Here is a 23,874-nt window from a genome sequence, read left to right as displayed (position 1 = left end):
CTATGATAAAACGGCAGAAGCAGTACACATTCTTTTAGGGAATGGTTTTATCATTATCTTGAAAAAAATCAAGGAAAAGGAGAAGTAGTTTAGCGTAAAAGAAGAGTTGTTATCTCTTTGTAAAGGGTTCGCCATACTTAGATCTTATATCTATCCCAAAAGGCAGAAACGATGAAGAAGAAATTGTTATTGATGGTACCGGTTATCATTTGCTGCGGTATTGGCAGCAGCCTTAAAGCACAGAGACTTTCGGATCTTCCGAAGGCGGAGCGTGAAGCGAAGCTCTTGGAGATAGCCCGAGAGGTTTACCAAAGGGATCGTTTCAAGGCGTTTTATCGAGAGTATGGCGAACCCTTTATCACGGAGCTTGTTTTCCCTTATGATAATAATGACCCTGAGAGCATCTCTTATGGTGCAAGAAAGGGGGATATTATGTACAAGGTGCATTTCCCTTACGACCGGACGAAAGAAGTGATGGAAGCAGAGTATGCTGCGGTAGTCACGATCTATGATAAAACAGGAGAAGCTCTACGCATCCTTTTAGGCAACAACTATATCATTATCTTGAAAAAAATCAAGGAAAAAGAAAAGTAGCACTTCCTGATCGTATTTTTTGAAACGGTGGGTTTGTTGTGATGTACATGACGTTTGAAGTCAGGATGGAGGCCGTCAGATCTTCCCTGTCCGTTTTGAAAATATGTATGTGTATCTGACGAAACAGTGATGTTTTGTGTTCCTAAACATAGATGTTACATTAAAAAGACAGTCTCTGCAATCTCCGGAAACTGTCTTTTTAAGATAATAAGAAAAGCTTTGATATCTTAGTGTGCGGTTAACTTTAATTTCATTCATACCATGATGCGAAGAAATGGCTTATTGATTGTTGTGTTGCTGTTTTTTCTTATGATTTTCAGTAGCAACTTGAACGCTCAGCGTGTAGAATCCGTTGAGAAACGTCTGGAATATTTAAAATGGGGAGGACGTCCCAAAGAAAGGATAGATTTTAAGGATATCAATCACATTTTAGATAAGTTTCTGGGAGTATGGAAAGGTTCTTGTAATGCTGGTCGATGCAAAGGTTTCCTGTATGAGATTCACATAGAAAAAGGAGTACAAACAACCATGCTTCCGGAGTATACGGAAGAGATCCTTTATCTGCGCTACCGTGTTGTTGACGAGAAGGGTAATGAACTTTTTAACAGTCTCGAAATAAAAGATAAGACAAACCGTGGAGTCATAAAAGGGGCTTATCTTGGAAATATCAAGGGTACGGGATATGTGTTCGACTATTTCGGTGAAAGCTATAAGAACACGCAAATGAGTTATATCGGTTGTCATTTTTCCGAAGACGGAAAACAACTGTTGTTAGATTTGCATCCTCGGGACGTTTGGCTTCAGGATGGAGGTCGCCAGCTTTTCCCTACCCGTTTTGAAGAAACGTATGTGTATCTGACGAAACAGTGATGTTTTGTATTTTGTCTGTAGACAAAAATAAGAATCTTTGATTCAGATTTAGGAATATGCAGATGATTACCGGGCACCCATGGTAGCACATGACTATGTCGGAGAGTATGACTCCGAAGATTTTGGATATATCATTAAAAGCGGTCATGATAAGAATGCCCCGACTAAAAACTATATTGCATATCCCAAAAAGAAAAAATAAGTATGAAAAAGAAATTGTTATTGATGATACTGGGTATCATTTGCTGCGGTATTGGCAGCAGCCTTAAAGCACAGAAACTTTCGGATCTTCCGAAGGCGGAGCGTGAAGCGAAGCTCTTGGAGATAGCTCGAGAGGTTTACCAAAGGGATCGTTTCAAGGCATTTTATCGAGAGTATGGCGAACCCTTTATCACGGAGTTCGTTTACCCTTACGATAATGACAACCCTAAGAGCATCTCTTATGGTGCGAGAAAGGGTGATATTATGTATAAGGTTCACTTCCCTTACGATCAAACGAAAGAAGTGATGGAAGCAGAGTATGCTGCGGTAGTCACAATCTATGATAAAACAGGAGAAGCTCTGGATATCTTTTTAGGCAACAACTATATCATTATCTTGAAAAAAATCAAGGAAAAAGAGAAGTAGATTTCCGGAGGTTTCGGAGAAAACCTCCGGAAAAAGCTGTTTTAATCTCATGATTGTATACAGCTATTTGTCTTTTTGATAACTGCAATTCTGTTAGTCGTTTCTTAAGTAAAAAAGAAATTCCTTCCGATTTTTTGAGCTTTCCAAGCAAACGGTGTATCGTGATCGAACCGAATTAAAGAGTTTTCTTCAAAACATAAAAACCGCCAAAACATAGAGCATATTTTTCTGAGAAATTTGGAATGAATTATGCGTAAATAGAAGATTGAGGGCTATTTTGTATATTTGTATGCTTTATTAAAGACTTGTTTTCAAGGACTTAAAAAGGAAATAAGATTTTGAACGGAGAGGAACATGAGTTCGCGATCGAATGAGGCTCTCTATATTGTTTTTATGTTGGATACCAGATTTATTTCGGATGCCGTACAAAAGCATCGGCAAAAACATCACTACACCCCCAAAGAGTTAAAAGCCTCTTTCTTCGATATGGATGGTGTGCTTTTCGACTCCATGCCTGCTCATGCCCGAAGTTGGGTGCAGGCAGTGGCGGAAGAGGGACTGAAAACAGAGCCTGAAGATTTTTATCTCTATGAAGGGCAAACGGCAGCCTGTACCATAAACTTATTATATCGCAGGCATTTGAACAGGGATGCCACAAAAGAGGAGGAGAAGCGTATTTATCTGCGCAAAACAGCCCTTTTCGGAGAATATGACAGTGGCCGGGCTATACCTGATGCAGAGAGTGTGGTCGCCGAACTTTCCGACACTTTCAGAGTTTTGGTTACCGGCTCATCGCAGCCGGGATTGCTGAAACGAATAGGAAAGGTTTATCCGGGTATTTTCAATAAAGAAAATATGGTAACGGGCAATGACGTTTCGATAGGGAAACCTCATCCTGAACCGTATTTAATGGCGCTGAAATATGCAAAAGCATCGCCGGAGGAAGCCCTGGTGGTGGAGAATGCACCGAAAGGTGTCAGAGCCGGGGTGTCGGCCGGCATCTTTACTGTAGCCGTGAATACAGGTCCTCTGCCGGATGCCGTGCTCTATGAAGAAGGAGCCGGAGTGGTTTTTGACGATATGTCCCAACTTTTAGCAGCTCTGCCGCATATCCGCGAGGCTTTTGCCGGTTAGACTGTAGTTTTTGAGCAATGTAATCGAAATGAAGAGATATTTATATTTACTGTTGAGTTTGATCGTCCTCCTTTTGCCGGCAAATCTGAAGGCTCAGGAGAAAGGGAAAGACATCCGTTATTATTTCTTGCAGATGCCGGCAGCTCATGTGCCGATGCTTACCAGCGAAGACAGAGTGGCATTGTTGGATGCTTTTGGAAAAGACAATGCTCCATCTGCCGTGCGTGGAGCTTTAGTGGGAAATGTAAGATTGGAGATGCTGACAGATACTTACTTGCGTCTCCGTACGAGCAAAGTGGGAACTTTAGAGCTCTTGCTGTTGCCTCTGATTAACGGAACACCGGTAATTTCTCAAATCTCCACCGTAGAACAGCCGATACCGGATGCTACCATTGCTTTTTTTACGCCGGAATGGCAACCTATCAAACAATCCCTGATTGCTTCGGAGCTTAGTATGACCGATTTTATGCCGGAAAATGTCAATCCGGATACACCGGAAGGAGCGAAGTTGAAACAACTGCTGACCCCTCTTCATGTTATTTATAAAATAGATCCCAACAGAAATGAATTGCGTGCCATAGCAAAACTGAGATGCGATGCCTCTTTGGAAACTGAGTTGGCACATCTGATCAAGGCAATGCCTGCGGTGGATTTTTATTGGAGCCGGGGCATGTGGGTGAAAAAAGAATCGAACCGGTAAACTGCTGTGTGCCTTGTGCACGTTTTATGAGAAAAAACTTATGACACAAAAAGAAATACGTATTATATCCCTTACGGCCACGGCTGTGGTGATTATTGTCGGCATCCTTCTCTTTTGGATGGGCAGTGAGAAGAAGAAGCTGGAAGCGGATAAAATGAATTTTGCAAAACTGGAGAAAGAAGTGATGCAGGAGGAGTTAGACCGCTTGAATGAAGAATATGACGTGCAGTACAATAAACTGGTAAGGAGCAGCGGGGGGGAGTTGAATATGAGCTTCTCCAACGATTCTCTGGCCAATCAGTTGATTTCCGAAAGAGCCAAAGTAAACAGGCTCTTGGAAGAATTGTCTGCCGTGAAGTCGAGTAACGCAAAACGCATAAACGAACTGCGTAATGAAGTTAAAACGTTGAAAACGGTTTTACGCTCGTACGTGGTGCAGATAGATTCATTAAATACGGCCAATGAGCGCCTTCGCACAGAAAACAAAGCAGTGAAAGCAGACTTCGAGCGTATAAGCACCAAAGCAAACCAACTTCAACAGGAGAAAAAAGCGCTGCAGGGACGTGTGGAGCTGGCCGCTAAACTCAATGCGACCAATATCGGTGTCAGATTGCTGGATAAAAGAGGGCGAAAGACAAATAACTTAAACCGTGCGGAATCCATAGAGATCTCTTTTACCGTGGCTAAAAATATAACGACCGAGGTAGGAGAAAAGACTTTTTATGCCCGCATACTGAACCCGAACGACGAACCGCTGGTACGCAACAGTTCGGATGTGATGCCATTTGAAGGAAATAATGTACCTTATAGCTGCCGGAAGGTGGTGGAATACGGAGGTGATGAAATAACGATTACGATGTATTGGCCTGTCAATCAGGCGCTGCTATCCGGCCAATACCGGTTATATCTGGTAGCAGATGGCAATATGATCGGGGAAAAAACGTTTACACTCTAAAACGATTATAGTTGATTTACCTTAAAAACAATTTTGAGATGCAAAGACTGAAAGTGAGGTCATACATAAGAGCAGGCGGAATGTGGGTTTTCGTTTTAGCTGTATGGCTACTGTTTGGAGGTAATTTGGCTCAAGCTCAACAAATCCTGACGTTGGACAGCTGCCGGGCTATGGCAGTCGAAAACAACAAGTTGCTTAAGGCCGAATCGTATAAACAGCAACAGGCAGAGGCTAAATTGAGAGAGGTTAACATAAACTTCTTTCCGAAAGTTTCTTTACAGGGAGCTTTCGTTCACATGGACAAACCGGTAAAGCTGGTAGACTGGGATAATATGCTGGGGCCTTTCAATATTCTGGTTCCTCCCATGATACGTTCTCTTACCACAATCGATCTGGACAATATCTGGGTGGGTAATGCCACATTGATACAGCCATTATTTATGGGAGGGAAAATCGTTGCCGGACATCACATGGCTGCCAAAGCGGTAAGCCTTTCAAAAACAATGGCGGAAACCAAGCGTACCGAAGTGGAACAGCAGGTAGAGGAGACTTACTGGCAGGTTGTTACGCTAAAGAGCAAAGAGTCTCTGCTTATTCAGCTGATCAAACTGCTGGACGATGCTGTTAACGATGTAGACGTTGCCATCAAAGAAGGTGTTGCCACCAAAGCCGACGGTCTGACCATACGTGTGAAGCGCAGTGAGGCCGAGCAGAATTTGCTCAAAGTGCAAAACGGGCTTTATCTGTCGCGTATGTTGCTTGCTCAGCAATGCGGAATGGGATTGAATGCCGATTATCAGGTAGCGGACGAGGTCGATTTGGAAATCATGAATATCGATACGGAAGTACAGGCTCCGATGGATTCGATGGAATTAAATAGAAAAGTAGAGTTACGTTCGGAGATTCGTTCTCTCAGGCTGGCAGACACGTTGTTTAAGCACAAAGAACGGATGGAGACGGCTGCCATGCTTCCCAAACTGGCATTGGTCGGTACCTACACGACTTCCAAACCGAATCTGTTCTCTGCACCTCGAAATAACTTTGATGGCACCTGGGGTATCGCTCTGGTAATGCAGGTTCCCATCACGGATATTTTTACAGGTGTGGAAAAACGCAAACAGGCTCATGCCGAGCGAATGGTGAAACAGCAGGAGCTGGCCGAAGCGCATGAAAAAATCAGTTTGCAAATCAAACAAACCTTATTGAACAATCAGGAGGCACACAAACAAATGAGTGCTGCCAGACTGAACCTGAATCGTGCGCAGGAAAATCTCCGTTATGCACAGATCGGTTACAAAGAAGGGGTTATCCCTCTCTTAAATCTTACAGGAGCTCAAACAGCCTGGGCTCAGGCTCACGATAATCTGATCGATGCCGTAGTGGCTTTGAGACTTTCCGAATGCAAAATAAAACATGTTATTCCACAAGAATAAAAGACGATATGGACGAGAACAAAGACATGCAGATCAGATCATCTGCTAAAGGTGCTAACGATAACGGCACTACAACGATTACAGTCGGTAAACGCCAGAAGACCATGGTTTTCACTTTTTTGGTTGTTTTGGTTGTGGTTATTCTCATTGCAATAGCCGGTTTCATATTCTTCAATCCACATCAAGAAGTCATTATCGGGCAAGCAGAGGTCGAAGAGGTGCGTATCTCGGGAAAAGTGCCGGGGCGTATATCCGAATACCTTGTAGAGGAAGGACAGAAAGTAAGCAAGGGCGATACGCTGGTGCGCATTTATTCTCCGGAAGTACTGGCCAAGCTCGAGCAGGCCGAAGCTGCCAAGTCGGCTGCCGAGTCTTTGAACAAACAAGCTCGAGAAGGAACGAGCAAAAATTTGCAAAATACGGCTTTCGAGATGTGGCAGAGTGCCAAAGTTGGTCTTGATGTTGCGCGCAAAAGCTACGAGCGAGTGAAAAACCTCTATCAACAGGGAGTTATTTCGGCCCAGAAACACGATGAAGTAGAAGCTAAATTCCACTCCATGGAAGCTGCCGAACGGGCTGCCAAAAGTCAGTACGAGCTGTCCAAAGCCGGAATTTTCTCTCAAGAAAAAGCTACAACTCAGGCTTTGGTCGATCGTACTAAAGGAATATTGAGCGAAGTCGGTGCATACATGGAAGAGAGTGCTTTGGTTTCTCCTCTGGATGGTGTGGTAACGGATATTTTTCCTCATCGGGGCGAACTCGTAGGAAGCGGAGCACCGGTTATGAATATTGCCGATACGACCACTATACACGTTCTGTTTTCGATCAGAGAAGATAAATTGAGCAACGTACACCGCGATACCGAACTCAAAGCTTATGTGCCGGCATTGGGAGGCAAAAATATCTCGCTGCGTGTAACAAAGATGAAAGATATGGGTGCTTATGCAGCCTGGAAGGCAAAGAAGCCGACCGGACAGATCGACGTGCGCACTTTTCAGGTAACGGCAAAACCGGTAGAACCCGTACCGGGTTTCATAGCCGGTATGTCTGTTGTTCTTGATGACCCAAAAGTAAAGTAGATGGCTCGCAGGGAAAATGTTAGCCGGATGACATCGGACCAGTTCTGGTGCAGCTTAAAAGCCGTAATCATCAGAGAATGGCGTCTTGTGACCACACACTCTATTTATTTGGTGGGTATGGTCATCGCTCCGCTTGTCACCCTGTTTTTCATGCTTTCGCTCATGCAATACGGTCTGCCGAGTTCGTTGCCTTTGGCAGTGGTAGACTTGGATAATACCAAAACCACTCGCAGTCTGATACGCAATCTCGACGCTTTTGACCAGACGGACATTGTTATGAACGTGTCTGATTTCACAAAAGCCAGAGAAGCGATGCAGCGGGGCGAGGTTTACGGTATTTTGCTTATTCCCGGAAATTTTACGGCATCGGCAACTTCGGGGAAGCAGCCTAAGATTACTTATTACACGAATAATAATGTAATGATGGGCGGGAGCCTCCTGTTCCGGGATATGAAAGTGATCAGTGAAATGGCTTCCGGTGCGGTGGGGTTACAGGTGGGATTGGCAAAAGGCGAGCTTAAAGAAGAAATCATGGGTAAGGTTCAACCCATATCGGTGAAAGCGCATATCACAGGGAATACTTGGCTTAACTATTCTATTTATTTGAATAGCGTTATTATTCCCGGTGTTCTTCAGTTGCTCATTTTGCAGATGACGGTATATGCCATCGGGGTGGAAATCAAGAAGAGGACCTCCCGAGAGTGGTTAACCAAAGCCGGCGGATCCATTCACGTAGCTCTTTTGGGCAAACTGCTCGTGCACACCGCTATTTATATGGCTGTCGGCTTATGCTGCCTGGGTGTTATATACGGCATTGTGGGCTTTCCGCTCAACTCCGGCTGGGCACCGATGATACTGGCCATGTTGCTGCTTATACTTGCAGCCGAGTCGTTGGGTATTCTGTTCATTTCGCTGTTGCCCATATTGCGCTTGGGATTGAGTTTGGCAAGTTTATTCGGCATGCTGGCTTTTTCCATTTCGGGCTTTTCATTCCCGGTTACTGCGATGCACGGTTCGGTACGTGCCCTAAGCAATCTGTTCCCTTTGCGCCATTACTTCCTCATTTATGCAGATCAGGCACTTAACGGTATTCCTCTCTCATACAGTTTGAAGTCTTATGGTGCCTTGATACTGCTCATGCTGATACCGCTGTTTAATTTGCGCAATCTGCGTGAAGAACTGCTGTTGGTTAAATACATTCCATAAAAATCGGACATGGTACGAATGGCAAACTCTATCAAAGAGAAACTTTCAGATATACATTATATTTGGCTGACGGAATTAAAAGCCATTTTTGCAGACCAGGGAGTGATGATTTTTTTCTTTCTGGTTCCTCTGATTTATCCGTTGCTCTATGCCGCTTTTTACAATAATGAGGTCGTTCGTGATGCCAAATTGGTTTTCGTGGACGAAGACAATAGCCGGCTGTCACGGGAATATATTCGCAGAATAGATGCCACACCGGATGTCGAAGTGGTTAAAATATTACCGACACTGGAAGAAGCAAACGAAATGCTGCGACGCAAAGAGGCTTATGGCGTAGTGTTGATTTCCAAAGATTTCTCGAAAGATCTCACCCTGCGCAGGCAAACAAACGTCACTCTATTCAGCGATCTTTCCAGTGTGCTCTATTACAAAGGTTTCATGGTGGCACTGAACGACGTATCGCTGACCATGGGAAGAGAGTTGACTGCTGCAGAAGATTACGGACCTTCGGATTTAGCTACGGCTATAAAAGTTCGCCCCGTAGAAAGCGAGTACGTGGCTTATTATAATCCTCAAACCGGTTTTGAAAGCTTCCTTATGCCGGCTATTTTAGTGCTTATTTTGCAGCAAACCATGTCTTTGGGCGTATGTATGTTGGCCGGTACGGCACGCGAGCGAAATGAGAAGCACTATATCATTCCGCCGATGATGGCGCACTACGGCGGTCCGCTGCGAGTTATGCTGGGGAAGAGCCTTGCTTACATATTCGTATATGTATTTAACTGTATCTGGATTTTAGTGCTGATGCCTTATTTCTTATCATTGCCCCGGTTGGCGGCATCGATAGATCTGATCCTTTTCTTCGTTCCATTCCTTCTGGCCAGTACGTTCTTTGCCCTGACGCTTTCTTTGTTTGTCTATCGCCGGGAAGACACGATGATTTATATCGTTTTCACATCCGTAATTTTCATTTTCCTGGTCGGCTTATCCTGGCCTCTGTATGCCATACCGCCTTTCTGGAAAGCCTTCGGTTATCTTATTCCCAGTACACCCGGCGGGCAGGGATTCTCGGCTCTGAACGGAATGGGCGCTACGCTGACCGAAGTGGAGGTGCAATACAAAACGCTTTGGATACAGACGGCTTTCTATTTCATCATTGCAGCCTTCGGTTATCGCCGGCAATATGTAAAGAGTAACCGTTCTTCATAACCTCGATTATAAAAATACAAGGCAACAAAAGCCATGCATAATCAATATTTACTGTTAATAGAAACAGCCACCAAAGCCTGCTCCGTGGCAATGGCATCTGCCGACGGGTCGCTTTTGGCACATGAATATGTGGAAAATGCGGAGGCCGGACACGCTTCCCTCATCGGCCCTATGGGAGACCGTGTAATTAAAGAGGCCGGCGTACAACCCACAGCCGTAGGTGTAAGTGCCGGTCCGGGTTCATATACGGGATTACGCATAGGTTCCTCTTATGCCAAAGGCTTATGTTTCGGTTATGGTATTCCGCTGGTTTCCGTCAGTACGCTCGAACTTATAGCTTTCATGGCGAAAAAGGAAGCGGATACGCTGGCAGCAGACCGGATATGCCCTATGATCGATGCCCGCAGGATGGAAGTGTACATGGCTCTTTTTGATCGCGCAGCCGGAAGGATAACCGGAGACAGACCGTTTATCGTCGATGAACAGGCTTTTGCGGATGAAATGGCAGAACATAAGATTCTCTTCTGCGGCAATGGTATGGAAAAGTGCCGTCCGTTGCTTTCTTCTCTTTCCTCTAACGCTTTGTTTTCAAGCAAACCGATTGAGCCGGATGCTGCTTATATGGCTCCCATCGTTTTGAAAAAACTGGAAGAAGGAAACACCGAAGATATTGCCTATTGGCAACCGCACTATCTTAAAGAGTTTCATGCCGTAGTAGGACAAAACAAAGTACTCAACCGCCAAAGCTAATCTTGCAGAAGACTTGCTTTCCTGAAATATAACGACAAGGCCGTCTTGAGGATTTACATCCGAAAGATGGCCTTTATTCATGTCAATTATTTTATCCACAGTATGTTAAATTATGCTTTTTTGTTTTATTAAACTCTTCCGGATAACATAAGTAGTTGTCTTTCTGCTTGTTTTTGCCTACTTTTGTGCCGTCTAACCAATACGTGTAAACAAATGGACGACCCTAACCCTCCGAGAGAGAAAAACGTGGTTTTGCCATAGTCGCTTGTTACACACCTTCTTATCTATCCCATAGATAACCCGTGTGTTTCCTTTTCCCGCCGAACTCTATGATGCGGGCAGATACCTACAGACTGTGGTTTGGCCACCATAGTAAATAATCAAATAGCAAAAGGAGACACTCAATTATGACCACCTTTCTGGATTTTGGAATGGGCATACAGGTTTTGCCCGAGTTCCGGCCGAAATGCTGGGTAAACGTAGAATGCCCGGATGAGGACGATTTCAATTATCTTACTCAGGAGCTGCATGTTCCTGCAGAGTTTCTGTCGGATATTGCAGACTCGGACGAGCGCCCGCGTATCGAACACGAAGACGACTGGCAACTGACCATCTTACGTATTCCTGTGGAGAGCAGCACGGCGGCAGTGCCGTACAGTACGGTGCCGTTAGGTATCATTGTGAAAGAACGGTGCATTATCAGCGTCTGTTACAAAAAGTCGCAGATGTTGCCCGATTTCATCAGCCATCTCAAGCGTAAGAATATCAGCATACGAAATGAGGCGGATTTTATCACACGCCTTATCTACTCGTCCGCCGTGTGGTTTCTGAAATACCTGAAACTTATTTACGTAGAGGTCTCTGCGGCAGAAATGGCTTTGGAGCGTAGCGTAAAGAACGAAGATCTTCTACGTCTCATGAGACTCCAGAAGTCTCTGGTTTATTTTTCTACTTCCATCAGAGGGAACGAAGCTATGCTCGGACGTATGCGTGTCACTAACAGGAGACTGGAGGTCGATCCCGATCTTGAAGAAGACGTTGTTATCGAGCTGAGACAGGCTTATAACACCGTTAAGATCTACTCCGATATCATGGGCAGTACCATGGAGGCGTACGGCAGTATTATTTCGAACAACTTGAACACCGTCATGAAGCGTATGACCAGCATCTCCATCGTACTCATGGTTCCTACGCTGATCGCCAGTTTGTACGGTATGAATGTCGAGCTTCTTTTCAGTGATAAGTCTTGGGCCTTTTCGGCTATTCTGGTCTTTTCTTTAAGTTTATCCGTTATCGTTTTCTATTTCTTCAGACGTATCAAGTGGTTTTAATTGAAGAGAATTTGGGTTTTTTTACTATTTTTATTCATAAATCATATTGATTGTCTAAAAAATCGGAAAAGAAATGGGAAATTTTGTAAAAGAATTTAAAGAGTTTGCTCTTAAGGGCAACGTAATGGATATGGCTGTGGGTATCATCATCGGTGGTGCTTTCGGTAAGATTGTATCCTCTTTTGTCAATGATGTATTGATGCCGCCCTTAAGTCTTTTAATCGGGAAAAATTTCGTAGACTCGAAAATTGTTCTGAAAGAAGCCACCACCACTGTGGTAGAAGGGGTAGAGACGGTTGTACCGGCTGTAACGCTTAATTGGGGAGCTTTTATTCAGACTGCCCTCGATTTCCTTATTATAGCTTTGGCTATTTTCCTTATGATTAAAGGTATGAACAGTCTTCGTAAAAAGAAAGAAGAGGTTCCTGCCGAGCCGGCTGCAGATCCTGCAGACATTGCTCTTCTCAAGGAGATTCGCGACGAACTTCGCAAGAGATAGCATACCGGTCTTTTTCTTATATCAAGCGCAGCCTTTCCGGAAAAGGGATGGCTGCGCTTGATTTTATCCTCTGCTTCATAAAACTTATTCTTGTGGGGCAAAAAGAGTCGTTTTTCACTTCACACATTACAGTATCGTAAGGTAAACCTGCTCTTTCCATGCAGTATCACTACATCCGGGGCATTTAATAAATACAAGGAGAACAGACCCGCATCTTCACACGAGAAACTCTCCGATTAAACCCGCTATGGTTGTTAACACTCTAAAGAGTAAGAAACTAAATAAAAAAACTATATTTGACTACAAACTAATAAGCACAATGGGTATGAAAACGAACAAATTAATGCTCTTGACCTGTAGTATATTCTTCTCGGGTATTTTGGCTTTTGCCCAGAATGTGGATCCTTATGCAGATGATGTATATTACACGAAAGAAGACGCAAAAAAAGAACAAATCAAGGCTGAAAAGGCAAAAGAGCTGAGAATTCAGCAATATAAAAAGATGCAAGAACGCGAAGAAGCCCGAAGAGCTCAGCAGTTCAACTTGCAGGACCAACTGAATCACAGTTCTCAAGATGCCATCGATGCATATAACAGACGGACTTCTCCCGATGTAAAGGACAGCATCCTGAGCAGTGCACAGGAGGCTCCCATCGAATTGAGCACCTATCAGTCTTCCAGTAAGCGTAAAACCTACGGACGTTATTCCGATCGTTTGAGACGTTTCCATTCGGATGATGCCGTAATCATCAATGCGGACAAAGTCTATCTGGTTACAGACGACGGGCTTATGCATTATGAAGATTACAACTCCTATTATGGCAATGGCAACATTTATGTAAATGTTTATACCTATGAGGACCCATGGGCATATTATTATGACTCCTGGTATCCTTGGTACACTTATCCGCACAGATACTATAGAAATCATCGCTTCTACTATGGAGGTTACCGGTGGAGATTCTGGTATGACCCCTGGTATGATCCGTACTGGTACGGATCGTATTATGGCTACTACCCCGGATACTACGGATGGGGCGGTTACCATTATGGTTACTGGGATGGATACTATGATGGCTATTGGTACGGCGGAGGTCGAAGAAATAATTATTACAGACGCAACGATGTATCGCTGAGCAGGCCTCGCGATGGGTATCGTGGCAGTGATTACTCCGGTTACGATTATGGTAACAATACCAATAGAAACGGATCGGCACGCAGCGGCTGGATGGACTATAACCCCCAAACCAATCGTTATGCACCGAATAAAGACAAATCCTCTTCTGTAAACAGCAACGGTTCGCGCGGTGAATACAATAATAGCGGTATCGACTATAACAGACGTGGCAGTTGGAGCGACCGTAACAACCAGCGTGAATATGGTACTGTAGACTCGCGCAACAATACGGTACATACACGTATCAGACAAGATATCAACACGAACGAACGGGCTATCAGAGAGCGTTCCGTAAATAATAGCGGCAGCAGAGGTTCTTATCAAAGCAGAGGCAGCTATAACAAAAGCTACAATAATAACAGTTATAACAACAATAACAGGAGCAATAGCCGGAGTTACGAAACGAGATCGTCTACACGCTCTTCATACGATTTTCCTTCACGTTCCTCTTCAAGCGGAAACTCTTCAAACAGCAATGGCAGCTCAAGAGGTTCTTACGGAGGACGCCGGTAGTCTAAACCTTATATAATGAAACAATGAAACTGAAATATCTTTTTACTTTGGCAGCATTGGCTGTACCGGCCATTGTGTTCGCACAGGGCGAGGCTGCCGTTCAGCAATATTCGCGTCAGGATCTGGGCGGATCGGCACGTTTTCAATCCATGGCCGGGGCTTTCGGTTCACTGGGAGGAGATTTCTCGTCCGTGCAGCAGAACCCTGCCGGCATAGCACTTATGCGTGCCCGTTCGGAGCTTTCCCTCACTTTTTCCGGCGGTTCCGTAAAAGACAACGCTTCCTGGCTGGGCAATAGCAACAGGATGTCCAAGGGGCTCTTCAAGATAGACGGCATCAGTTACACCTCCAGCATGAACCGCGGTAAAAAAGCAGGGTATAGTTTTGGGTTCGGCATGAATAGAAACGGAAGCTTCGAGCGAAATATATCTGTTGGAGGTTTGGCTCCGGATAGATCCTATTCGGTAGCGGACTTTATTGCCGGAATCACTACACTGGCAGAAGATAATATAGGAAAAATAGCACCGGATAATCTGGGCAAATCGGATGCCTGGAACAAAGGAATCCCCTGGTTTCCCATTTTAGGCTATCAGTCGGGGATGATTAACCCGACCAATAAGAACGGAGGGCCGTATCATACTCGCTTCACATACATGGACGGAAACCGGTTGGTCCCGTTCGGTCCCCGATCGGCAGAGTTGACTCAGTATAGAGAAAGCGGAGATATTCTGAATATAGACTTCAGTTTTGGCTTGAATGTTCAGGAAACTTTTTACTTCGGAGCATCACTCACGTATAAAAGCATCTTTTATAAACTGAGAAGCGGCTACAACGAATCTTTCATGAAGCCCGACTATCTGTTCATCCAGAACGCATTGGAAACGGACGGCAGCGGCTTGGGAGGCTCGTTGGGGATGATCGTACAGCCGGTACAGGGCCTTAAGTTCGGTGTGGCATATTTTACCCCCACATGGTATTATATGCGTGATCGCTACATCGGTTATGCCGAAAGTCGTACGCCCAATCTTTCGCCCGATGGCAGTTATGAAATCGTGGATAAAGACGGTAAGCCGGTATTTTTCCTGAAAACAGAATCGCCCGAAGGTACCACAGATTATCGGATGAAGACCCCGGGACGCTTTGTGGCAAGTGCTTCTTATATTTTCCAAAAAATCGGATTGCTCAGTTTCGACTATGAATATCGTAAAGTAGGGCAAAACCGCTTGTCCGACACCGAGTACAACTATAATGTTTACAAAGACATCAACGATGCGGTAAGAGATGATTTCGGAGAAGAACACACCTGGCGTGTGGGCTTGGAAGTGAAGCCATCCGTACGCAGTGCATTAAGGGCAGGATATATGTATCGCACCAATCCGCTGAATAAGAAACTGACGGAAAACTTCGAGGCTCCTGCACCGGTGGAGATTATTACGGGTACCACTCTGCCTCATTACACGTTATTTGAAGGACAACAGGCATTTACTTTCGGGGGTGGTTACCGCATAACTCCCAAGCTGTATATGGATGTGGCCATGATTTTTGCCTCGCAGAAATCCCATACCTATACGTTCCCCTCGATAAATACTCCGAAGGTTAAGGTCGAATCCTTACCTGCCATCAATGTAGACAGCAAAAAGTTTTCAGCGGCATTAACCATCGGATATAAATTCTGACGAGAGCGAGAAACACCTTTATGTGTTTTATCAATTTTGTTTGTTTTCATTTATAGTTTGGCTACCCCGAGTTCCTTTTCAGGAGCTCGGGGTAGTTTTTATGTTATCGCAGGATATTTATTTTTTGATAAAAACGAATCTATTCATTTTAGCAAAGAAAAAATCTGCCTGATGGTTAAAAATTCTTCAGGCAAAGAATTTTCAACCAAGTTAACTTGGATTTTTATTTTCCTTAACGAGAATTCTCAACCATCAGGCAGAGTCTTTTATCTTCTTGAAGGTTGTAAAAAGTTATGGGAAAGAAGATAAAAAATTGATAATGGCAGGGTAGTGAGTGCCGAGACAGTTTTGTTATTCTTATTTGTTGTTTTTGCAAAGAGAATTCCAGCATAATGCGCTAAGTGCTCCGCCAATGAGAGGGGCTGCAATAAATAACCAAAGTTGCTGCAACGCGATACCTCCTTCAAAAAGAGCCGGACCTATACTGCGTGCCGGATTCACGGAAGTGCCTGTAATGGGTATTCCGATGATATGTACCAAAGTTAAACTCAGTCCTATTGCAAGTCCGGCAAAATTTCCTGCTCCTTTTTCATTGTCTGTCGTACCCAAAACCACAAAAACAAAGACATAGGTCAGAACTACTTCAGCAATAAAAGCCTGAGCCAATTCCCCCGCTTTGTATACATTGGCCCCTGTAGCGGTGGGACCCGCATGGCTTCCTGTTGAGACCAAAGCGTAAAGAATAGCAGAGCCAAGAATGGCACCGATAATCTGAAATAAAATATACATAGCCATATCTTTACCTGTCATGCGACCGGAAAGAAAGACCCCTAATGAAATAGCCGGATTGATATGGCAACCGGATATACCTCCAATAGTATAAGCCATCACAACAACAGACAAACCAAAAGCAAAGGCTACCCCTAAGGTGCCTACACCGGCTCCAACCATACCCACAGCATTACCGGCAAAAACAGCACTGCCACAACCCAACAGTACCAGAACCATTGTTCCTAACATTTCCGCAATGTACTTTTTCATAAGATTCATATTACGTTAAACAAAGTGGTTTTAATTATCTACAAAATAATTGAGGGAAGAAAAAAGATTTATAAAAAATAAAAGTTCGACTTATTATGGCATTTATGTAGATAATTATTTATAAATGTAGCTAATTGAAAAGCAATTAACAAAATATTCGATCGTTATATTACAAATTAAGTTTGATTCCCAAGAAATATTGCTGTCTATTGGTAATTATTATTTTTTTCGATGAATGATACGACCATATGCTTTCTAACGTAAAGTTTCGAGATATCCGAAAACGCAGTAACGAACTGAGTCGGTAACCTCGTCCGTAGACAAACGGCATCTCATAATAATACTGTGCTCTGGGAAGAGAAGCGTAAAGACGGGCAGGCCAGCCTGTGGTGTTGAATATCGCCCCTCCCAAGCCTATTCTGAAACGTCGGTTGGAGCTGTTGTAATCGCCTTTCATTCCCCAAGACCAGCCATAATCGGAATACTCGTAGTTCTCTTCTGTTTTATTATAATTATAAAGCCTGATGTATCGCGCCTGCATCTGTATGTTCCATAAGCCGGAGGAAGGCAGCAAATGGAGCGATGCCGTAAAATGACGTTTACGCAACGACTCTTTATCATTAACTCTTCTATGGCTCAAATGGAATTTGACAATCCGTGAAAAAGAATAACCGAGATAAGCCGTGCAGTCCAAAACAGAAGTATTACCCTCCCGGCCATAACGTGGTGCAGGGCTTCCGTAAATATCGGCATAACCTCCCAAAGTCATACTCCTGAAAGCCGGCAATTCGGCTGAAATGAATAGACCTTTCTCATTGCCCGGTACGGAAAAATGAGTGAATGATCGGCTTTGCGGAGACCAATAGCGAGGACTTATATAACGCATCAGCACCTTGTATGACCCTGTCAGATCTTGTTGCCATTCAATCCCCTGAACACATGCCAAAGCATCTTTCTCTTGTCCACGGGCTATTTCTCCATAAAGACGAAAGCCGGCATTATCGTTTTCATACCGGTAAAAAGCTCCGTAGTTGAACTGCTTTTGAAGATATGAATATTCGGACGTCGTGTATGGAGCATAAGATTTTCGTAGTAGACGGTTACCCCATGAATGGCGGGCAGCCTCTATACCGAAACGCCATTTTCCCGAACGAAAAGAAATTTCACCTCCCACACTGCGAAAGCCGATTGCATTTTTACGTGCCAATTCATCCTCCGTACGGTGCAGACCGTTGTTTTGTAAGGAGGTGATGATTTCCTCTCCCTCTTCTTCCCGTATGGTAGCATCATGCGGAACTTGGGATGCGAAAAGAAGGGCAGTCCAGGCCCCGGAAACCCATCGGGCACCGGCACCACGCATATAGCCATACTCTACGGTGGAAAATTTGGGACGAATGGAGGAGGCTTCCGGCAAACTGCGATGAGAGAAGAGATTGCCGCCATAGCCGTACTGTGCCTGATTGAGGATAAGCCCCAAGCCCATACCCACACGGAAATCACCCAGTATCAGAGTTTCCAATGCACCCGCTTTGCGCAGCATCAAATGCCCCGAATAAGCGTCATAGCCCCGTATATAACGGTTGAAAAAAGGTTCTCCGAAATCTTTTTCTGCGGTAAAAGCAACTGAAAGCCGGTCTTTATACCGGTGTCGCCATCGAAAAGAAGTAGCAAAAGGCTTTCCCAAATATGTTTTTTCTTCCGATGTCGCACGGTGCGTACAGGTCAAGTGCAGTTCGCTCTTCCCGTCGCGTATCATACGTATGGGACCCGGGCTTTGGTTAACCGTATCCGGCACATAAACAAAAGGTAAAAACCGCTCGATGGTATCCATATCCCAGCCTTCGACGTTTTTCAGATCATATAAAGATGTGAAAGGGGGATGCTCCAGTCTGTATTTTATGAAATGATGGATTTGAAACTCATTCAGAAAAGGTAAACGAACCAACTCCTCCCGGGTGATTTCATTCAAATTCTGCGGATCAGAGACAGCTGCTTCCAATTCATCCCGGAGGTCGTCGGCCTCGGTTTCACTCATCCGTCCGTCCTGTACGGCGATGCCGATATATTCTTCCAGCCAGATACGCCAGGCATCGGGATTGACGATACGCTGTGCCGGACTCGCGAATGAAACACAAAGCAGCAGAGACAGGAAGGTAAAAAGAGATGAAAAAGTTAACGCTTTATCGCTTGCACGATTCATTATATAAGGAGGTATCGGATTAAAGGTTTTTATAGAAAAAGACTGTGTGTCAGCATGCGCAAATTACTGCAACTTGAAAGGGGCTGTGTCGAGACTTTTTTGCACAACCCCTTTCAGGTACATCAATTCTCTACGGGCGTAACGATGATAGACGTTGCCCCTAACGTGATTACGTCGCCGAAGTGAAGTGAAGCGAACTCGCCTTTCTCCAATAAACGTCCGGCTAAAAATGTGCCTGTACGGCTGTCGTCGTCTGCCACCCATAACCGTACGTTGCCATCTGTTGTATGCCCTGCTTTGAAAATACAGTGGTGGCGGTCCATGCTGGGGTCGGACGTGAGCACCGCTATATCTACCGGTGTATCTTTGTTTCTACGCCCCAGATGCGTTATTCCCTCATAAAGAGGAAACTGCTGCTTAAAACCAAAAATATTTTCGACTACAGAAAGAACGGCCAGAGGGACGGCCTCCGTTCTTTCGGACGTATTCTTGCGACGCACATTGAGACGCATACGAAGCTGGTGCCCGCAAGCATCGCATACCACATCCAAACGCCCTTCCCGCTTTTCTATGGCTTCCCGTATTTTCTCGTCGGAAAGTGTAATCATCTGATCGCACTTGGGGCAAAAGACACGTTTCACTATGATTGTTTTTTAGGAGTAAGGATTGATTTGTACTGCTCCGGGTTCTTCAGAATCTCCACCGCTTTGGCCGTATCCTTATCGCTTTTGAGCATATAACGAACGGCTCCGCTCTGATAGTAGTAACGCGATATAATGGCGTTGTTCAGGTAATCGGTGATTTCTTTTTTGAAGGTTTTCATGTCGCGCGACAGATCCGGCTTCAACTGCGCTTCAAGCTCTTTGAGCGTATTGCCCGCACGCTCCAGATAACCTTCCACTTCGGCAACTTCTTTCAGTTTTTCCAATACTTTGGAGCTCTGCCTGTCGTAGTCGAACTTTTTGGCCTTCAATAATTGTTCAAAACGGGCATAATCTGCATCTGTGATGCTGAATTGCTCGGGTTCGGCTATCGTATCGTGATTGTTTACATAATCGGTAATGAAATCAAAAACATCATTGTTGATATCCATGTAAAACAAAATGGTGGGCAGAGAATCTTGCTTTATGGTTATGTCGGGTAAAATTCCGCCTGCATCTTTTACCGGTCTTCCGCCTGCAGTATGGAATTCATGCGTCAGGCTGTCGGGCAGAACGGCTGTTTTCCCTTCCCGGGCTTTTTGATAGTCGATGCGCTGGATGCAGCGACCGCTGGGTATGTAGTACCGGCCTGTGGTTATTTTGAGCGTACCGTTATAAGGTAAATTCAAAGGACTCTGTACCAGACCTTTGCCATAGCTTTGATTACCTATCACCACGGCGCGGTCCAAATCCTGTAAGGCTCCGGCCACGATTTCGGCCGAGCTGGCACTGTGTCCGTCAATCAGCACTACGACAGGCATAGTGGTATCTATCGGTTCGTTCTGTGTGCTGTAGGTGGTTCGCTCCTGAACACCGGGGCGTCCTTTAATGGACATCACTTCCCGTCCCTTGGGCACAAAGAAGTTGACGATCCTTACCGCTTCGCCAACCAGTCCGCCTCCATTGCTGCGCATATCCAGCACCAAAGATTTGATGCCGTGATTGTCTTTCAAATCGCGCAGTGCCGTTTCCACCTTGCGGGATGCCTGATCGGTGAAAGAAGAAAAACGAATGTAGCCGACGTCTTCACCCAGCGTGCTGTAGTAAGTAACCGGGTCGACAACGATTTTGGCACGCTTAAAGGTAAACATGCGGTCTTTCTTTTCTCCGGGCCTGCGTACTTTCAGTTTTATGGTGGTGCCGGGCAATCCTTTTAGAGCAGCACTGACTTCGGGTGTTGTGGACTTGCGAAAGTCTCTTCCGTCGATCTCCAGTATGATATCTCCGGCTCTGAGACCGGCTTCGGCTGCCGGTTGCCCCTGCATGGGACTGTTAATGATTACAGAACTGTCCGGCCGCTGGGATATGATCGAACCTATTCCCGCATATTCTCCTTTGGTGAGTAATTTCAGCTGGTCATTATCTTCGCGGGCAAAGTATTCGGTATAAGGATCGAGGCTGCCGAGCATGGCACGAATCCCGATTTTGGAAAGCCGCTCCATGCTGACGGTATCCACGAAGTTTTGCTCCACATTTCCCAAGATGGAGCCCATAACTTCCAATGCCTGAATATAATTGAACTGATTGGCATGACGTAAACTGTCCGTTGCCTTATTTTGTGCCATAGCCGGCAAGATACAACCTGCGGCAAACACCATCGATATGAGTATTGTTATTCTTTTCTTCATAATGCGAATATAACTATTTAGCTACGAAGGAACATGCTCAGGACGGTAATAACTTACGCAAACAGGCTGCAGCCAAACGAATATCTCTGAGGGACTTATCGGTAAAAAGCACCTGTGTATCCGGTCGTCCGAAATAAAGGATGCTGAAAAGAGCTCGTAATGAAGGGTATGCTCCGCTACGAATGGCTCTCCGGCCTTCCAGCATGGTGCAGAAACCGGGTTTTGAAGCTAATATATCCGTAGAAATACCGTACTGTTGCATATCTGCCATTAAAACGTTTCGGTGAAACAATAAATTATGTGCTATCACACATTGGCAGGCATTGAGCTGTTTTTCCAGTTCCCGATAGGCAACCGTCGGTTCTATGCCCTCAGCCAACATGCAGCTATCGATGCCATGTCTTGCCGTAGCTGCCTTGCTTACTTCACAATCCCTTTTGAGGATGAAACTCTGCTCCGAAAGCAGCTCCCCGTGTTTGTTCAACACGCCGAAAGCCAGTTGTACGACGGGTAATTCCTCCGGAATTGTTCCTTGCCGGTAGCACTCTTTGTTTACCTCGCAGGCAGTTTCGGTGTCGATTGCCAGATAAAAGGGAATCGAACTCTTCGATTTACCGGATGCCGGCTTGAACAGCATAGAAGAGTCTGCATCCACTTGTCCCATGGTGATACGGAGATTCGGAGATAAAAAAGATTCGTCCTTCTTATGCTGTTTTCGCATAAAAAGGACGATAGATAAGAGGGCGACAAGAGACAAGAAGAAATAAATCACCTTCGTAACAGCCGGTTATCTTATTTGCGACCGAAAAAGAAGTCCGAGTCTCTTTTCCTGGCTTTATTTACCCATTCTTCGGGTATAAACTTCCAGTTCGGTTTCTTATCAGGGGTTATGCTGCCCCGGTCTTCAAAGTATTCGATCAACGTCAGCAACTGATCATGCTTGCAGATAGCAAGAATACGGTTGGGCAATTTTTCTCTGTCTATACCTGCACCATCGGTGAGGTGTCCGCCTGCACCGCCTGCACGGTAGCTGTTCATCGCTACACGATAGCGGGCTTTCATGTCGAACGGTTTACCGTTGGTAAATCCTGTAATCCGCACACGTTCACCGATCGGTTTACTCAGATCTACGACATAGTTTATTCCCTGTGCCGAACTGTAATTATAAGTAGGAACTTTCGTTTTGTATGTATCCGTGATTTTGGCATCGGGTCGGAAGACTATTAAACGATCGTTCGGCCCTGCCATCGTTGCCGCCCACTGTTTGTAGGAGTGTTCCAGATAGCCTTTGACTTCTTCGCCGGTCAGTTCCATGGTATAAAGCATATTGGAATAGGGGAAAAACTGAAATAAATCCCGCACACAAAGATCTCCGGCATCCAATTTGGCCGAAATCTTCAGTGGAGCAGCAAAAGAAATATCGGCATCCGTGACGGCCAGCTGAAACTGATGTATTACATCCATAAAAGCAGAAGCTCCAAACAATGCATCCGCAGCAGCTACCGGAGCATTCAGGGTTCCCACCTTTTTATCCAAGTAAGATTTAACTTCTTCCCGTTCTGCCGCAAAAGTTTGCAAAAAAGCGGAGTCCGGCTCATACCGGTTGATATCCAGCAGATTAGCCTCGATATGCTTGCTCATCGGCTGTTTATTGCCTTTCCCGGTGAAAGTTATGTGTATATCCGATGCCCAATTCACATTATTGGCAGGATCTATCATCAGTACGCTGTCGCCCCGCGTATTCACAATCCATTCGTTGGCCGTTTTATGGTCATGGCCGCAAAGTACGATGTCTATACCCGATACATCCTGAGCCAACTTGCGTCCGGCATTCTCCATATAACGCGGATTATCATTATCCACACCGCTATGGATGAGAGCAATGAAAAGGTCCGGTTTGGATTTTTCTCGAATTGTTTTCACCCAATGGGTTGCAGACTCTTCAATCGATTCAAAGCGTATACCTCTCCAAAGATGTTTCGGAAGCCATTCGGGAATGGCAGGAGTAATAAGCCCCAGTACTGCAACCTTAACGCCCGAATACTCGAAAATCTTATAAGGAGAGAAATATGGTTTGTCCGTAGCCGTATCGATGGCATTGGCTGCCAAGAAAGGAAATATCGTCTGTTTGAAACATTTGTCGTATATCTCATGTCCTGTTTCAATATCGTGGTTGCCGACAGCGGCTGCATCGTATTCAAGATAGTTCATCGCTTTGACCATGAGATGAGTATCTGCCGTATTGATATAGTTGTAGTAATAGGCAGGCGGTTGACCCTGGAAAATATCGCCGCCATCCAGTAAAAGAACGTGTTCATTCTGCTCGCGGATCTGTTTGATGGCTGTGGCAAAGCGTGCCAAACTTCCTGAACCGTCACGGTCCAGGATAAAATCATAAGGATAAACATTGCCGTGCATATCCGATGTATGGATGATGCGCAGTTCTACTTTTTTTTCTTTGGATGAGCAGGCTGTCATCAACAAAGCGGCCAATACAACGATCGAAGTTGCAAAGAAGCCTTTCACACTGTTTTTCATTTTTTCTTCTTTC

Annotated in this window: 22 protein-coding genes; 16 read left to right on the top strand and 6 right to left on the bottom strand. The window is 45.0% G+C overall.

Annotated features, from left to right (window positions below; all coding sequences use genetic code 11):
- Positions 1-171: 171 nt before the first annotated feature.
- The 16 genes from A3GI_RS0104240 (at position 172) to A3GI_RS0104165 (ending at position 15,753) form a co-directional block, all read left to right on the top strand.
- Entirely contained in the window at positions 172-594 is a 423-nt protein-coding gene (locus A3GI_RS0104240; RefSeq protein WP_018360240.1) for a hypothetical protein, read from the top strand.
- A 309-nt stretch (positions 595-903) separates the two neighbouring features.
- Positions 904-1,464, top strand: a complete 561-nt coding sequence (locus A3GI_RS0104235) for a hypothetical protein (RefSeq protein WP_115087296.1) — start codon at positions 904-906, stop codon at positions 1,462-1,464.
- A gap of 79 nt (positions 1,465-1,543) precedes the next feature.
- Positions 1,544-1,666 carry a hypothetical protein gene (locus tag A3GI_RS11905; protein WP_018360238.1) on the top strand — a complete coding sequence of 41 codons (123 nt, stop codon included), beginning with the start codon at positions 1,544-1,546 and terminating at the stop codon, positions 1,664-1,666.
- A 2-nt stretch (positions 1,667-1,668) separates the two neighbouring features.
- Positions 1,669-2,091: a hypothetical protein gene (locus A3GI_RS11160; RefSeq protein WP_018360237.1), complete on the top strand. Its 423-nt coding sequence runs from the start codon at positions 1,669-1,671 to the stop codon at positions 2,089-2,091.
- A 354-nt stretch (positions 2,092-2,445) separates the two neighbouring features.
- Positions 2,446-3,225 (top strand): HAD family hydrolase, encoded by a 780-nt coding sequence (locus tag A3GI_RS0104220; protein ID WP_018360235.1) that lies wholly within the window; start codon positions 2,446-2,448, stop codon positions 3,223-3,225.
- 28 nt (positions 3,226-3,253) lie between these two features.
- Positions 3,254-3,925: a DUF3256 family protein gene (locus A3GI_RS0104215; RefSeq protein WP_018360234.1), complete on the top strand. Its 672-nt coding sequence runs from the start codon at positions 3,254-3,256 to the stop codon at positions 3,923-3,925.
- Positions 3,926-3,965: 40 nt separating this feature from the next.
- Positions 3,966-4,880, top strand: coding sequence for a hypothetical protein (locus tag A3GI_RS0104210; RefSeq protein WP_018360233.1), 915 nt, complete (start codon positions 3,966-3,968; stop codon positions 4,878-4,880).
- Between the two features lie 38 nt (positions 4,881-4,918).
- Positions 4,919-6,313: a TolC family protein gene (locus A3GI_RS0104205; RefSeq protein WP_018360232.1), complete on the top strand. Its 1,395-nt coding sequence runs from the start codon at positions 4,919-4,921 to the stop codon at positions 6,311-6,313.
- Positions 6,314-6,321: 8 nt separating this feature from the next.
- Positions 6,322-7,392 (top strand): HlyD family secretion protein, encoded by a 1,071-nt coding sequence (locus A3GI_RS0104200; RefSeq protein WP_018360231.1) that lies wholly within the window; start codon positions 6,322-6,324, stop codon positions 7,390-7,392.
- Positions 7,393-8,598 (top strand): ABC transporter permease, encoded by a 1,206-nt coding sequence (locus A3GI_RS0104195; RefSeq protein ID WP_018360230.1) that lies wholly within the window; start codon positions 7,393-7,395, stop codon positions 8,596-8,598.
- 9 nt (positions 8,599-8,607) lie between these two features.
- Positions 8,608-9,807: an ABC transporter permease gene (locus A3GI_RS10500; protein ID WP_018360229.1), complete on the top strand. Its 1,200-nt coding sequence runs from the start codon at positions 8,608-8,610 to the stop codon at positions 9,805-9,807.
- Positions 9,808-9,840: 33 nt separating this feature from the next.
- Positions 9,841-10,557, top strand: coding sequence for a tRNA (adenosine(37)-N6)-threonylcarbamoyltransferase complex dimerization subunit type 1 TsaB (gene tsaB, locus A3GI_RS0104185; protein ID WP_018360228.1), 717 nt, complete (start codon positions 9,841-9,843; stop codon positions 10,555-10,557).
- A 407-nt stretch (positions 10,558-10,964) separates the two neighbouring features.
- A complete protein-coding gene (locus A3GI_RS0104180) occupies positions 10,965-11,888 on the top strand; it encodes a magnesium transporter CorA family protein (protein ID WP_018360227.1) in 924 nt (307 codons plus the stop codon).
- Positions 11,889-11,961: 73 nt separating this feature from the next.
- Positions 11,962-12,387, top strand: coding sequence for a large-conductance mechanosensitive channel protein MscL (gene mscL / locus A3GI_RS0104175; protein WP_018360226.1), 426 nt, complete (start codon positions 11,962-11,964; stop codon positions 12,385-12,387).
- 325 nt (positions 12,388-12,712) lie between these two features.
- Entirely contained in the window at positions 12,713-14,077 is a 1,365-nt protein-coding gene (locus A3GI_RS0104170) for a hypothetical protein (RefSeq protein WP_147277711.1), read from the top strand.
- Positions 14,078-14,100: 23 nt separating this feature from the next.
- Positions 14,101-15,753: an OmpP1/FadL family transporter gene (locus A3GI_RS0104165; RefSeq protein ID WP_018360224.1), complete on the top strand. Its 1,653-nt coding sequence runs from the start codon at positions 14,101-14,103 to the stop codon at positions 15,751-15,753.
- Between the two features lie 357 nt (positions 15,754-16,110).
- Here the strand turns inward: A3GI_RS0104165 and A3GI_RS0104160 are convergent, their stop codons facing one another.
- The 6 genes from A3GI_RS0104160 to A3GI_RS0104135 form a co-directional block, all read right to left on the bottom strand.
- Complete coding sequence (locus tag A3GI_RS0104160) at positions 16,111-16,794, bottom strand: MIP family channel protein (protein WP_025079530.1); 684 nt, start codon at positions 16,792-16,794, stop codon at positions 16,111-16,113.
- A gap of 169 nt (positions 16,795-16,963) precedes the next feature.
- A complete protein-coding gene (locus A3GI_RS0104155; RefSeq protein WP_018360222.1) occupies positions 16,964-18,994 on the bottom strand; it encodes a ComEA family DNA-binding protein in 2,031 nt (676 codons plus the stop codon).
- 122 nt (positions 18,995-19,116) lie between these two features.
- On the bottom strand, positions 19,117-19,635 hold the full coding sequence (locus tag A3GI_RS0104150; RefSeq protein WP_018360221.1) for an FHA domain-containing protein: 519 nt from the start codon (positions 19,633-19,635) through the stop codon (positions 19,117-19,119).
- Complete coding sequence (locus A3GI_RS0104145) at positions 19,635-21,323, bottom strand: S41 family peptidase (RefSeq protein ID WP_036869986.1); 1,689 nt, start codon at positions 21,321-21,323, stop codon at positions 19,635-19,637. Before A3GI_RS0104145 ends, A3GI_RS0104150 begins: the two co-directional genes overlap by 1 nt.
- Before the next feature lie 37 nt (positions 21,324-21,360).
- On the bottom strand, positions 21,361-22,044 hold the full coding sequence (locus A3GI_RS0104140) for a 3'-5' exonuclease (protein WP_026215929.1): 684 nt from the start codon (positions 22,042-22,044) through the stop codon (positions 21,361-21,363).
- Between the two features lie 71 nt (positions 22,045-22,115).
- Positions 22,116-23,861: a bifunctional metallophosphatase/5'-nucleotidase gene (locus A3GI_RS0104135; RefSeq protein ID WP_018360218.1), complete on the bottom strand. Its 1,746-nt coding sequence runs from the start codon at positions 23,859-23,861 to the stop codon at positions 22,116-22,118.
- Positions 23,862-23,874: the final 13 nt, after the last annotated feature.

Origin of the sequence: Porphyromonas macacae DSM 20710 = JCM 13914 (assembly GCF_000379945.1) — a bacterium.
Classification (GTDB): Bacteria; Bacteroidota; Bacteroidia; order Bacteroidales; family Porphyromonadaceae; genus Porphyromonas; species Porphyromonas macacae.
This window is presented reverse-complemented; position numbering and strand designations above follow the sequence as displayed.

Coding starts and splice junctions, on each gene's coding strand:
- A3GI_RS0104160 (WP_025079530.1), bottom strand. CDS start 16,794: ATGAAAAAGTACATTGCGGAAATGTTAGGAACAATGGTTCTGGTACTG.
- A3GI_RS0104210 (WP_018360233.1), top strand. CDS start 3,966: ATGACACAAAAAGAAATACGTATTATATCCCTTACGGCCACGGCTGTG.
- A3GI_RS0104235 (WP_115087296.1), top strand. CDS start 904: ATGATTTTCAGTAGCAACTTGAACGCTCAGCGTGTAGAATCCGTTGAG.
- A3GI_RS0104155 (WP_018360222.1), bottom strand. CDS start 18,994: ATGAATCGTGCAAGCGATAAAGCGTTAACTTTTTCATCTCTTTTTACC.
- A3GI_RS10500 (WP_018360229.1), top strand. CDS start 8,608: ATGGTACGAATGGCAAACTCTATCAAAGAGAAACTTTCAGATATACAT.
- A3GI_RS11905 (WP_018360238.1), top strand. CDS start 1,544: ATGGTAGCACATGACTATGTCGGAGAGTATGACTCCGAAGATTTTGGA.
- A3GI_RS0104180 (WP_018360227.1), top strand. CDS start 10,965: ATGACCACCTTTCTGGATTTTGGAATGGGCATACAGGTTTTGCCCGAG.
- A3GI_RS0104170 (WP_147277711.1), top strand. CDS start 12,713: ATGAAAACGAACAAATTAATGCTCTTGACCTGTAGTATATTCTTCTCG.
- A3GI_RS0104145 (WP_036869986.1), bottom strand. CDS start 21,323: ATGAAGAAAAGAATAACAATACTCATATCGATGGTGTTTGCCGCAGGT.
- mscL (WP_018360226.1), top strand. CDS start 11,962: ATGGGAAATTTTGTAAAAGAATTTAAAGAGTTTGCTCTTAAGGGCAAC.
- A3GI_RS0104205 (WP_018360232.1), top strand. CDS start 4,919: ATGCAAAGACTGAAAGTGAGGTCATACATAAGAGCAGGCGGAATGTGG.
- tsaB (WP_018360228.1), top strand. CDS start 9,841: ATGCATAATCAATATTTACTGTTAATAGAAACAGCCACCAAAGCCTGC.
- A3GI_RS0104195 (WP_018360230.1), top strand. CDS start 7,393: ATGGCTCGCAGGGAAAATGTTAGCCGGATGACATCGGACCAGTTCTGG.
- A3GI_RS0104220 (WP_018360235.1), top strand. CDS start 2,446: ATGAGTTCGCGATCGAATGAGGCTCTCTATATTGTTTTTATGTTGGAT.
- A3GI_RS11160 (WP_018360237.1), top strand. CDS start 1,669: ATGAAAAAGAAATTGTTATTGATGATACTGGGTATCATTTGCTGCGGT.
- A3GI_RS0104215 (WP_018360234.1), top strand. CDS start 3,254: ATGAAGAGATATTTATATTTACTGTTGAGTTTGATCGTCCTCCTTTTG.
- A3GI_RS0104140 (WP_026215929.1), bottom strand. CDS start 22,044: ATGCGAAAACAGCATAAGAAGGACGAATCTTTTTTATCTCCGAATCTC.
- A3GI_RS0104165 (WP_018360224.1), top strand. CDS start 14,101: ATGAAACTGAAATATCTTTTTACTTTGGCAGCATTGGCTGTACCGGCC.
- A3GI_RS0104135 (WP_018360218.1), bottom strand. CDS start 23,861: ATGAAAAACAGTGTGAAAGGCTTCTTTGCAACTTCGATCGTTGTATTG.
- A3GI_RS0104240 (WP_018360240.1), top strand. CDS start 172: ATGAAGAAGAAATTGTTATTGATGGTACCGGTTATCATTTGCTGCGGT.
- A3GI_RS0104200 (WP_018360231.1), top strand. CDS start 6,322: ATGGACGAGAACAAAGACATGCAGATCAGATCATCTGCTAAAGGTGCT.